The organism is Lysobacter sp. yr284, from assembly GCF_900107375.1.
In the GTDB taxonomy this organism is placed as follows: Bacteria; Pseudomonadota; Gammaproteobacteria; order Xanthomonadales; family Xanthomonadaceae; genus Lysobacter.
This window is the reverse complement of the sequence record NZ_FNPT01000007.1, coordinates 121189-131993: the sequence shown is the minus strand read 5'-3', so window position 1 is coordinate 131993 and position 10805 is coordinate 121189. Positions and strand designations below refer to the sequence as shown.

9 protein-coding genes are annotated in these 10805 nt (G+C 73.6%); 2 read left to right on the top strand and 7 right to left on the bottom strand.

Annotated elements, in window-relative coordinates:
* Positions 1 to 93 precede the first annotated feature (93 nt).
* The 6 genes from BLV01_RS13630 to BLV01_RS13605 all read right to left on the bottom strand — a co-directional run bounded on the left by BLV01_RS13630 (position 94) and on the right by BLV01_RS13605 (position 6551).
* The gene (locus BLV01_RS13630; RefSeq protein WP_091800362.1) at positions 94 to 2148 is read right to left on the bottom strand and encodes a phospholipase D family protein; all 2055 of its coding nucleotides are present in this window, start codon (positions 2146 to 2148) and stop codon (positions 94 to 96) included.
* Positions 2149 to 2188: 40 nt separating this feature from the next.
* Positions 2189 to 2893 carry a YceI family protein gene (locus tag BLV01_RS13625; RefSeq protein WP_175485934.1) on the bottom strand — a complete coding sequence of 235 codons (705 nt, stop codon included), beginning with the start codon at positions 2891 to 2893 and terminating at the stop codon, positions 2189 to 2191.
* The gene (locus BLV01_RS13620) at positions 2890 to 3366 is read right to left on the bottom strand and encodes a SixA phosphatase family protein (protein WP_057949612.1); all 477 of its coding nucleotides are present in this window, start codon (positions 3364 to 3366) and stop codon (positions 2890 to 2892) included. The genes BLV01_RS13625 and BLV01_RS13620 overlap by 4 nt, the downstream gene beginning before the upstream one ends.
* A gap of 175 nt (positions 3367 to 3541) precedes the next feature.
* On the bottom strand, positions 3542 to 4171 hold the full coding sequence (locus BLV01_RS13615) for a ParA family protein (protein ID WP_091800359.1): 630 nt from the start codon (positions 4169 to 4171) through the stop codon (positions 3542 to 3544).
* A gap of 323 nt (positions 4172 to 4494) precedes the next feature.
* Positions 4495 to 5616, bottom strand: coding sequence for a hypothetical protein (locus tag BLV01_RS13610; protein WP_091800356.1), 1122 nt, complete (start codon positions 5614 to 5616; stop codon positions 4495 to 4497).
* A 26-nt stretch (positions 5617 to 5642) separates the two neighbouring features.
* Positions 5643 to 6551 (bottom strand): AEC family transporter, encoded by a 909-nt coding sequence (locus BLV01_RS13605; RefSeq protein WP_091800353.1) that lies wholly within the window; start codon positions 6549 to 6551, stop codon positions 5643 to 5645.
* Between the two features lie 300 nt (positions 6552 to 6851).
* Here BLV01_RS13605 and BLV01_RS13600 point away from each other — a divergent pair, with 300 nt between their 5' ends.
* The gene (locus BLV01_RS13600; RefSeq protein ID WP_091800350.1) at positions 6852 to 8336 is read left to right on the top strand and encodes an AAA family ATPase; all 1485 of its coding nucleotides are present in this window, start codon (positions 6852 to 6854) and stop codon (positions 8334 to 8336) included.
* A 338-nt stretch (positions 8337 to 8674) separates the two neighbouring features.
* Here BLV01_RS13600 and BLV01_RS13595 read toward each other — a convergent pair whose 3' ends face one another.
* Positions 8675 to 9298: a TetR/AcrR family transcriptional regulator C-terminal domain-containing protein gene (locus tag BLV01_RS13595; protein ID WP_091800347.1), complete on the bottom strand. Its 624-nt coding sequence runs from the start codon at positions 9296 to 9298 to the stop codon at positions 8675 to 8677.
* 239 nt (positions 9299 to 9537) lie between these two features.
* On the opposite strand from BLV01_RS13595, the gene BLV01_RS13590 reads away from it, so the two are divergent.
* Complete coding sequence (locus tag BLV01_RS13590; RefSeq protein ID WP_091800535.1) at positions 9538 to 10791, top strand: TCR/Tet family MFS transporter; 1254 nt, start codon at positions 9538 to 9540, stop codon at positions 10789 to 10791.
* Positions 10792 to 10805: the final 14 nt, after the last annotated feature.

Genomic DNA, 10805 nt, shown 5'->3' with positions numbered 1-10805 from the left:
TCCGCCGCAGTTGCGGCTTCGCGGTCGCGACTCGCGTCGCTCCTACCGCCGCAAACGAAACCCTGCGCAGATTGCCGCAGGCGCCGTCCGCCGCTACAGGATCGGCGCCAGCCCGGCGCCGAAGGCGGTGAACATGCGCGTGGTCAGGCTCTTCACGCCGAGGTTGACCTCGGGAAAATCGCCGACCGGTTTGTAGCAGGCGCGAAAGCCCGGGTCGGTGCGGTACAGCGGGTGCGGGCAGTCCGGGCCGGGCACGAATTCGTAGCTGGTGGCGTAGCGCACCGGCCACAGGTCGAAGATCGGCAGGTGCTCGGAGATCTTGGCGATCGAGTACTCCAGCCCGGAGAAGATCGGCGGCTTGTCGCGGCGCGCGATCACCCACGAGTTTTCCGGCGCGATGTCGCGGCGGATGCTCGCCGCCAACGCGGCGGCGAAGGTCGGGTCGTCGATCACCACCGCGCTCTCGGTGTTGTAGTGGTCGCCGCGCGGGTCGAAGTTGTGGGTGCCGATCACGCCGATGCGGCCGTCGATCACCATCGACTTGGCGTGCATGCCGATGCGCACGCCGGCGCGCTTGAGCGGCACCGGTTCGTTGGTGCGCCGGCGCGCGTAGCGCATCGCCGCGTATTCCTGGGTCAGCGGCTGGCGGTAGCGCTGGCGGTAGAGCACGCTGCTGCGGTCCGGCTCGGCGCGGTCGGCGCGGCGCGGACGCGATTCGGCCAGGCCGGCGCCGCGGATCTCGTTGGGGTCGGCGCCCTCGGCGGCCGCGCGCTGCGGCGCCGCGTCGTCACGGCCGGCTTGCGCGGCGAGGGCGTCGGCCGGTGCGGCGTCGCTCTCGGCCAGCCCGGCCAGGCCCAGGTCGGGCAGCTGCGCGCCGGTCGCGGCGATGTCGATCGGCGCGTCGGCGGGGAAGGGCTTGTACTCGTAGATGTTGAAGCCGAACTCGCGCAGGTAGCGGCGCTTGTACTTGTACGACAGCGCGTAGGCGATGAAGGCGTCGGTGGAAGCCAGCGAGTTGGTCGAGACGATCACCCGCGGCCGGTCCGGGCGCGCGTGCAGGGTGCGGAACAGGTCCTGCGCCGACTTGGACAGCACCAGGTACGGCGTCTGCAGCATCACCTCGTCGCGCGCGTTGGCGATCAGGTTGCGCAGCGAATCCGAGGCCAGGGCGTTGGTCTCGGCGTCCTCGCGGTGCTTGTCGGGGGTGTCGGAGATGTAGCGCACCGCGCCGACCGGGATCACCTGCGACAGCAGCCGCTCGCGCACCTGATCGGGATCGTCCGCGGCCTCGCGCATCGCCTGGGCGCGCTGCGGGCGCTCGAAGTGGCTCGGCGGCAGCGCCGGCACGCCCTGTTCGAGGATGCGCTTGCCGACGTCGGCCAGGCGCTCGACCGGGACGCTGCGGCGGTCGCTCCAGAACACCTGGAAGTCGGTGCCCATCACTTGCGCGACCGGGCCGGCGACCAGCACGTCGCGGTCGCGGAAGTTGTACTCGTCGTCCCAGTCGTAATAGTCGTCCTGGTAGTTGCGCCCGCCGGAGATGCCGACCCGGCCGTCGGCGAGCAGCAGCTTGGTGTGCATGCGCTGGTTGAGCCGGCGCCAGCAGCAGGCCGCGGCCAGGGCGTACTGCGGGTAGGTGATGCGGGCGCGGTGCAGGACCGGGTTGTAGAGCTTGATCTCGAAATCGACGTGGGCGCCGGCCAGCGCGGCCAGGGTGTCGACGTGGCGCATCGCGGCGAGTTGGTCGATCAGCAGGCGCACGCGCACGCCGCGGCGCGCGGCGGCGAGCAGTTCGTCCAGGACCAGGCGCGCGGCGTCGTCCTCTTCGAAGATGTAGGTCTGCAGGTCCAGGGTGTGGCGGGCGCTGCGGATCAGGTTGATCCGCGCCAGCAGCGCGTCGGGGCCGCGGTCGAGGATGACGGTGTAGTGGCGCGGCTGCTGCTCGGTGGATTCGGCGATCGCCTGCGGGCCCAGCGCGTACAGCGCCGAGGGCTGGGCGCAGGCGTCGGCGCCGGCGCAGTCGACCTGGGTCGAGCGCGCGGCCGCGGCGATCGCGGTGGCGCGGTCGCGCTGGGCCGGGCTCAGCGAGGCGCAGGCCGCCAGGGACAGGGCGAGCAGGGCCGCGAGGCCGCGCAACACGGGGTTCAACGGTGGGACTCCTTGGCGCTGCGGCGGCGGCCGCGGCGGGTCAGCGTTCCGGCGGGGCCGGCGCGCTCGGTGGGGGGCGCGGCGACGGCGGCCGCGGCGAGAGAGGCTTATTTTGCGTGGACTCAAGCCTCACTTGCATAGTGAAACGCACCCGGTTGCCCAACGCGAACTGCCATCCGTCCAGCGCGTAGTCGTCGCGGCTGACGCTGCCGTGGGCGATCGCGTCGCAGTCCTCGCCCGGGCGGGCGCAGGCGGCCGGGCCGAGCACGAAGGTTTCCATGCGGCTGATCCCGTGCAGGGTCAGGCGCCCGCGCAGCACGCCGCCGGTGCGGGCCAGGTCGGCCGGGTGCGGCTCGGACAGGAACTCGATGTAGGGATAGCGCTGCGCGGCGAAGAAGCGATCGCTGCGGGCCATGCGGGTGTAGCGTTCGGAGCCGCCGACCACGACCTCGCCGGTGGCCAGGCGGATGCGCACCTGGTGGCGGCCGTCGGCCAGCACGTTGACCTCGCCGTCGTAGCGCGGGAACTCGCCTTCGACCTTCTGGCCCCAGCGGGTGCGCAGCTCGAAGCTGAAACGGGTGTGGAGCGGATCGAAGCCCTGCTGGCGCACCACCCGCGGGCCCGGCGCCGGCGCGGCCGGCGGCACCGGCGCCTGGGCGCCGGCGGTGCCGGCCAGGGCCAGCAGCCACGCCGCGCCGCGGCCGCGCAGCCGCTGGCGCGGCCGCGGCGGTCGCGCCGGGCTCACGGCCACCAGAACGCGCTGAGCTGGGCCGAGCCCGGTTCCAGGGCCACGCCGGAGGCGAGGCTGAGCACGGCGATGCCCGCCGGCGGCATGCCGCGGTAGTCGCCGGACTGGCCGCTGTGCAGCAGCGCGGCCAGCCGTTCCAGGCCCGGGTTGTGGCCGACCAGCATCAGCCGCTCGACCTCGGCGTGGGTGTCGGCCAGGCCGATCAGGGTGCCGGGCGTGGCCTCGTAGACCGACGGCTCGATGCGCTGTTCGACATAGCCGATCGCGCCGAGCACGGCTTCCAGGGTCTCGCGCGTTCGCCGCGAGGGCGAGCACAGCACGCAGTCGGGGACCAGCTTGTTCTGCGCCAGCCAGCGGCCGGCGGCTTCGGCCTCGGCCAGGCCCTCGGCGGAGAGCGGGCGGTCGAGGTCGGCCTGGCCTTGGGCGGCGGGTTCGGCGTGGGCGTGGCGGAGCAGGATCAGTTCGCGCATGAGGCCTTGGCGGACGGTGGGAAAAGGGGCGGTGGCTTGCGCGAGCGCAGGGCGGGTCAGGGTAGCCGCAGCGGCGGGGCGAGTGGGTGAATGCGAGCGGCGCGCGCGCCGGGCCGGGTCGGGCCGCGCGCAAGCGCGCTGTCCCGCGGCTGGCGGTGGCGCGCGCTGGCCGGCGTCACTTCTTCAGCCACTTCAACAGCGGCCCCCAATCGGCCTGGTGCTCGCGGATCTGCTGCGAGTGGTAGTCGAACAGGCTCTTGCCGAGCGCGGTCATGACCACATAGGCCTGGCTATCGCGGATCTGGCCGACCACCGGGTAGGGCCATTCGTTGAGCAGTTCCAGCGCCTGCTGCGAGGCGTTGGTCCAGGGCTTGAGCTTGTTGCCGACCAGGCCCACGCGCAGCTGGCCGCGGCGGATGCGCGGGTGCTGGGCGAGGGTGTCGAGGAAAGGCACGGTGGCTTCGATGTCGAGGGTGGACGGCTGGATCGGCACGATCACCGCGTCGGCGACGTCGAGGAAGGCCTCCAGGTCTTCGGCCATGGCGCCGGCCGGGGCGTCGACCACGGCGCGCTGGGCGTCCTCGGGCAGGTGCTTGCGCCAGGCCTTGCGGCGGGTGCCGTCCAGCGGCAGCACCGCGCTTTCCAGGACCGAGCGGCGCTGCGCCCAGCGGGTCGAGGAGCCTTGCGGGTCGGCGTCGATCAAGGCCGTGCGCAGGCCTTCCAGTGCCGCCTGCGCGGCGAGGTGGGTCGCGATCGTGGTCTTGCCGACACCGCCCTTGGAACTGGCCACCAGCACGGTCTTCATGCGAGCTCCCTCCGGATCGGAGCCCCAGCGTACACCGGGCTCGTGCAGCGGGTCATCACGGCGCGACGCGAGTGCGGCGGGCGCGACCGGAGCCGGAGCCCGGGACCGGTGTGCGGGGGCGAGGCGGCTCGCGGATCGGCCTGTGAAATATGCGACTCAGTCCACGTTGGGCAGGAAGCGCAGCATCCGGGCGCTCGATCCGGGCGCTTCCGAGCGACCCGGCCGCCCGCCGGGAATCAAACGAGGGCGTCAACGCCGTCGGCGGCTGCGCCGCGGTCGGCACCGCCGCCACGCGGCGATCCGAACCCGCGCGCGGTCGCGGACTACAGCGGGACCGGCGGCGCCGACGCGTCGGTCGCCTCGCCGCTGCGGCCGCTGCGGCCGGTGCGGACTAATTCGCGCGCGCCGGGTTGCTGCGGCAGCCAGTCCGACGGCGCGCGCTCGCGGCCGGCGGCGCGCAGCAGCGCCTCGTAGGCGGCCACTTCGCCGCGGCCGCGCAACACCGAGACGAACTGCGGCGAAGCCGGCAGGTGGCGGGCCTGCTCGTTGCGCCAGTACGACTGACGCAGACGCTCGCGCCAGGCCGCGCCGTCGGCGGCCTCGGCGCTGAGCCGCACCATCGTCGACAGGCCGAGGGTCTGGCCGATCAGCGTGTCGGAGTCGGCCATCAAGCGCGCGACCGCGGTGCAAGCCGCGCGCTCCCCGTGTTCGGGCTCGCGGCAACCGAGCACCGCCGCGGTCGGCAGCGGCAACGGCGCCGCCATCGTCGCCAGCACGACGCGCATGTCGGCGTCGGTGGCCGCGTCGGGATCGTCGTTGTTCAAGTAGCGCCGGGTCGGCGGGTCCAGCGGCGGCAGCGGCAGGCGTTGCAGCGAGTCCAGCACGCCGCTCCAGTGGCGGGCGTAGTGCAGGTCGTAGCGCGGCGCCGCGGCGGCGCGGTCCAGGCCGAGGAAGGCGCCGGCCGGGTCGTGGCGCGCATCGGCGGCGTCGGCGGCCAGCAGCCAGACCGCGGCGTTGTCCGGTTCGGCCGCCTGCAGCCGGCGCAGGGCCGGATCGGGGTCGCAGCCTTGAGATGCGGGCGGATGCCTGCGCACGCACAACTCGGCGTGGTGCCAATCGGCTTCGGTGTCGGCCGGCGCCGCGGCGCGCACCCGGGCGATCGCGCCGAGGCGCTCGCGCGCGAGCCGCGCCGCCGGCCGGGTGTGGAAGTCCGGCAGCAACGATTGCAGCCGCAGCAGGTCGCGTTGGCTTTGCAGATCGTCGCGTTCCGCCAATCCGCGCAGGTGCTCGTGCAGCGAGGTGTCGAACGCGGCCTGCCATGCGGCGGACGCGGCTTGCGGCGCGTCGGTGGCGGCTTTGCCGGCGCCGCGGCCGCAACCGGCGAGCGCCAGGGCCAGCGCGGCGAGGACGGCGAAGCGCGGGCGGCGCAGGGCGAGCGGACGCATGGGCGGCGGGAGCGGTCGGGGAGCCGTCAGCCTACCGCCACCCGCGCCCACAGCGGCAAGGTCGCCAGCGACAGCAGCAAGCCGTACCCGACCATCGCCGCCGCCAGCCGCGGCGCCAAACCGTGGGCGATCGCCAGCGCGCCGGCGGTGACCATCGGCGGCATCGCCGATTCCAGCACCGTGGTGCGCGCCATCGCGCCGTGCAGGCCCAGCAGCGGCACCAGCGCCCACGCCAGCGCCGGCATCAGCGCCAGCTTCAGCGCCAGGCCGGCGGCCAGCGGCTTGAGCTCTTCGCGCGGCAGGGCCAGCTTCACCGACAGGCCGATGGTCAGCATCGCCAGCGGCAGCAGGGCGTCGGACAGGCGTTGCAGGCCGCCGGCGATCCAGCTCGGCGGCTGCGCCGGCATCACGGTGAAGCCCAGCACCAGCGCCCACAACGGCGGGAAGCGCAGCACCCGCCGCAGCATGTCGGCCGCGCTCGGGCGGGCGTCGCCGCCGTAGCGCGCCAGCACCCACAGGCCGAAGGTCGACAGGATCAGGAACGCGCCGAACTGGTCGTAGACCACGGCATACGGCAGCGCGTCCTCGCCGATCAGCGCGCGGGTCAGCGGGTAGCCGAGGAAGCTGGTGTTGCCCAGGGCCACGGTCAGCAGCAGCACCGCATGTTCTTCGCGGCGCAATTTGAGCGCCCGCGCCAGCAGGCCGACCGCCAGCACGGTCGCGGCCAGCAGCAGCCACGGCACCGCGGCGACGCCGAGCAACGCCGGTTCCAGGTGCAGGCGCGGGGCGTAGCGCAGCACCGCCGCCGGCAGGCAGACGTACAGCACCACCAGGTTCAACACCTGGGCGGCGTTGTCGGGCAGGGCGCGCAGGCGCTGGAACAGGTAGCCCAGCACCAGCATCGCCAGGACCAGGGCGAAGGCGTCGAAAGCCATGGGGCGCGGCGTGGCAACGGTGACGGCCATGGTCGCGGCTGGCGCGCGCGGGCTCAAGACGGCTTTCGGCGTAGGCGCGCCGGCGCGGGCGGCGGGCTTGGGCGGGCACGGGGCCGCTCCGGCCGCGGTTTCGAGCGGCGGGTTGCGACGCCGGGGCTGCCCGGTCGACGCGCACCGCAAGCGGCGGCGGGGCCGGACGGCGGCCCGGCGATCGCTCGTCGGCACGCTTTTGCCGCCTGCGCGGGACGCCAGCCGGAATCGACCGCCGTATCATGGCCGTTCCACGGAAGACCCCGGCCCATGAGCGACCTGCAAGACCTTACCGCGCTGATCCGCGCCAACACCCCGTTGATCGTGATCGAGACCCGCGACGAAACCCGCGTGGTCGAGCTGTTCCGGCAGGCGTTGATGAACGTCTGGCGCGCGCTGTACCGCTGGTCGATCACCGAAGGCCTGCGCCGGATCGACCTGGACCGCGAGGACGACGCCGAAGTCCCGCCCGACATCTCGACCACCCTGCAGGCGATCCGCCAGGCCGACCAGCGCGGCATCTACCTGCTGTTCGACGCCCATCCGTACCTGAGCTACGCCGGCACCCAGCGGCAACTGCGCGAGATCGCCCAGCGCCGCGAATGCGAGCCGCACGTGCTGGTGCTGATCGGCCACAAGCTGGAACTGCCGCCGGACCTGGACGCGCTGGCGGTGCGCTTCACCCCGCGCCTGCCCGACGCCAACGCCCTGCTCAAGCTGGTGCGCGAGGAAGCGGAGAACTACGCGCGCGAGAACGGCGGCCGCCGGGTCGAGGCCGACGGCGAGGCGGTCAAGCAGATCGTGCGCAACCTGCAGGGCATCGACCCGGTCGATGCGCGCCGCATCGCCCGCCACCTGATCTTCCGCGACGGCGCGCTCAACGCCGACGACCTGCCCGAGCTGGCCAAGCTCAAGTTCGAACTGCTCAACCGCTCCGGCCACCTGCATTACGAATACGACAGCGCGCGCATGACCGAGGTCGCCGGCGCGCGCCGGCTCAAGCGCTGGGTCGAGCAGCGCCGCCCGGCGTTCGCCGGCGCGCAGCCGCCGCCGGGCCTGGACCCGCCCAAGGGCCTGTTGCTGCTGGGCGTGCAGGGCTGCGGCAAGTCGATGATCGCCAAGGCCGTCGCCGCCGGTTTCGGCGTGCCGCTGGTGCGCCTGGACTTCGGCACCCTGTACGACAAGTTCCACGGCGAGACCGAAAAGAACCTGCGCGCCGCGCTGGCCTCGGCCGAGCAACTGGCGCCGGCGGTGCTGTGGATCGACGAGATCGAGAAGGGCCTGGCCGACAGCGGCGACAGCGACGGCGGCGTGTCGCGCCGGGTGCTCGGCTACCTGCTGACCTGGATGGCCGAGCGCAAGTCGAAACTGTTCCTGGTCGCCACCGCCAACCAGATCGACGCGCTGCCGCCGGAGCTGCTGCGCAAGGGCCGCTTCGACGAGATCTTCTTCGTCGACCTGCCGGCGGCCGACGTGCGCGAGGAGCTGTTCGCGATCCACCTGCGCCGGCGCGCGCTCGACCCGGCCGGCTTCGACCTGGCGGCGCTGGCCGCGGCCAGCGACGGCTTTTCCGGCGCCGAGATCGAGCAGGCCATCGTCGCGGCGATGTACGCCGCGCACGCCGCCGGCACCGCGCTGTCGGACTTCCAGGTGCGCGCCGAGCTCAAGCAGACCCGGCCGCTGTCGGTGGTGATGGGCGAGCGGGTGGCGCAGCTGCGCGAATGGGCGCGCGGGCGGACGGTGCCCGCGGATTGAGCGCGGCGTTTCGCTGCGCCGGCAGATGACGCTGAAGTCTCTGGATCCCCGCATTCGCGGGGATGACGGCTTGCGAGCGTCGCGGTGAATCCTAGTTGCCGTCATGCCCGCGAAGGCGGGCATCCAGGGCTTCACCGAGGCATGACGCTGAAGTCTCTGGATCCCCGCGTTCGCGGGGATGACGGCATTCGCGGGGATGACGGCAAAGGCGCGGTTCGGTGGGAGGGCCTTCAGGCCCGATGCTTTCCGCTCAGCCCCAGGACGGGCCTGCAGTCCGCAACCTCCACAAGACGCCGACGGCGCCCAACCCCGAACCCGCGCCCACGCAGCCGCCCGGCTCAGCCCCCGCGCCGTCCGATCAAGGCCTCGAACCCCGCGATCAAGGCGCGCAGCCCGTACTCGTAGTCCGCGTCCACATCGTTCTGGCTCAGCACCGTCTGCGCCTGCGCCAGCAGCGGGTAGCGCTGCGGGTCGGGCGCCATCGGCGCCTGGCCGGGGCCGCGGCCGGCTTCGGTGGCGGCCTGTTCTTCCAGCAGCCAGCCGATCGTGTAATAGCTCAGCGAAATCATCGCGCGCAGGGCGTCGGCCGGGGTGAAGCCGGCGGCGACCAGATACGCCAGCTCGCCCTCGCCCTCGCCGAGTTCGCCCGGCTGCGGGCGGGTGCCGATATGCACGCGGGCGCCGTCGCGGTGGGCGCGCAGGCAGCGGCGGAAGGCGTGCGACTGCGCCGCCATCCACTCGCGCCAGTCGGGGTAGTCGGCGATATCGGCCGGCTTCTGCTCGGCCAGCATCGCCTCGGCCAGGGCGTCGAGCAGCTCGCGCTTGTTCTTGAAATGCCAGTACAGGCTGGGCTGCTGCACGCCCAGGTCCTGGGCCAGGCGGCGCGTGGTCAGGCCGTCCATGCCGACCTCGTCGAGCAGTTTCAGGGCGGCGGCGACCACGGTCTCGCGCTGCAGTTTCATCGGTTTTGGTCTCCGGCCGGTCGGGGCTTGTGTCCCTATCGGCGATAGATTAGCATTCGCGGCGAATCTATCGCTGATAGGGAAGTGTCATGCACACCCCGACCCAATCGCCGGCCCCGCCGCCGGCCGAATCCGCCGGCCCGGCCGGGCCGATGCCCACCGAACCGACCGCGGCCCCGGCCGCCGGGCGCGATCCGCCCGTTGCCGCGGCGGCCGCCACGATCCCGCCGCCCGCATCGATGCCGGCCGCGTCCGGCATCGACCTCGCCCTGGTCCTGATCCTGGCCACGGTCGCGCTCGATGCCATCGGCATCGGCCTGATCGCCCCGGTCCTGCCGCAACTGCTCGATGCCTTCGGCGTGCACGCCAACCTGGCCCTGCACGCCGGCGCGCTGACCGCGCTGTACGCGCTGATGCAGTTCGTCTGCGCGCCGGCGCTGGGCGCGCTCAGCGACCGCTTCGGCCGCCGCCCGGTGCTGCTGTGCTCGCTGTTCGGCAGCGCCCTGGACTACCTGCTGATGGCCTGCGCGCCGTGGCTGTCGCTGCTGTACCTGGGCCGCGCCGTGGCCGGGATCAGCGGCGCCAGCGGCTCGGTCGCCGGCGCCTACATCGCCGACATCTCCGACGAATCCCAGCGCGCGCGCCGCTACGGCTGGCTCGGCGCGAGCTTCGGCCTGGGCCTGGTCGCCGGCCCGGTGATCGGCGGCCTGCTCGGCGCGGTCTGGCTGCGCGCGCCGTTCCTGGCCGCGGCCGCGTTGGCGACGCTGAACTTCGCCCTGGCCTGGATGGCCCTGCCCGAGCCGCGCCGCGCGCGCGCCGCGCCGCCCGAGCGCGCGGCGCCGCGCTGGCGCGAACTGGCGCCGTGGCATTCGCTGCGCGAACTCGGCCGGCTGCCGGACCTGGCCCCGCTGCTGTGGCTGTACCTGGCGATGCAGCTGGCCGGGCAGGTGCCCGGCACGCTGTGGGCGATCTACGGCCACGACCGCTTCGGCTGGAACCCGACCGCGGTCGGCCTGTCGCTGGCGGCGTTCGGCGTCGTCCATTCGTTGTTCCAGGCCTTCGCCACCGGCCGCATCAGCGAGCGCTTCGGCCCCTCGCGCACCCTGCTCGGCGGGGTGGTGTCGGACGTGCTGGGTTACCTGGCGTTCGCCTTCGCCCGCAGCGTCGCGACCCTGGCGCCGGGCCTCGTGCTGGCCGCCGGCGGCGGCATCGGCGGGCCGGCGCTGCTGGCGATGGCGAGCGAGCGCACCGACGAGGCCCGCCAGGGCGCGCTGCAAGGCGTGCTGGCCAGCCTCGCCAGCCTGGCTGCGGTGATCGGGCCGTTGCTGTTCGGCGCGATCTACGTCGCCGGCGCCGGCCACTGGGACGGCTGGGTGTGGGTGGTCGGCGCGGCGCTGTACCTGCCGTGCGTGCCGGCGCTGCGCAAGCTGCTGCGCGCCTCGGCGAGCGCGCCGGCCGCGCGCGACGAAGCCGCGGCCCCCGTCGGCGGCTGAGCGCGCCGCGTTCC

What these genes read in the sequence shown, in the direction of transcription:
- BLV01_RS13610 (WP_091800356.1), bottom strand. Translation starts at nt 5,616, where the DNA reads ATGCGTCCGCTCGCCCTGCGCCGCCCGCGCTTCGCCGTCCTCGCCGCG.
- BLV01_RS13600 (WP_091800350.1), top strand. Translation starts at nt 6,852, where the DNA reads ATGAGCGACCTGCAAGACCTTACCGCGCTGATCCGCGCCAACACCCCG.
- BLV01_RS13595 (WP_091800347.1), bottom strand. Translation starts at nt 9,298, where the DNA reads ATGAAACTGCAGCGCGAGACCGTGGTCGCCGCCGCCCTGAAACTGCTC.
- BLV01_RS13620 (WP_057949612.1), bottom strand. Translation starts at nt 3,366, where the DNA reads ATGCGCGAACTGATCCTGCTCCGCCACGCCCACGCCGAACCCGCCGCC.
- BLV01_RS13615 (WP_091800359.1), bottom strand. Translation starts at nt 4,171, where the DNA reads ATGAAGACCGTGCTGGTGGCCAGTTCCAAGGGCGGTGTCGGCAAGACC.
- BLV01_RS13605 (WP_091800353.1), bottom strand. Translation starts at nt 6,551, where the DNA reads ATGGCTTTCGACGCCTTCGCCCTGGTCCTGGCGATGCTGGTGCTGGGC.
- BLV01_RS13590 (WP_091800535.1), top strand. Translation starts at nt 9,538, where the DNA reads ATGCCGGCCGCGTCCGGCATCGACCTCGCCCTGGTCCTGATCCTGGCC.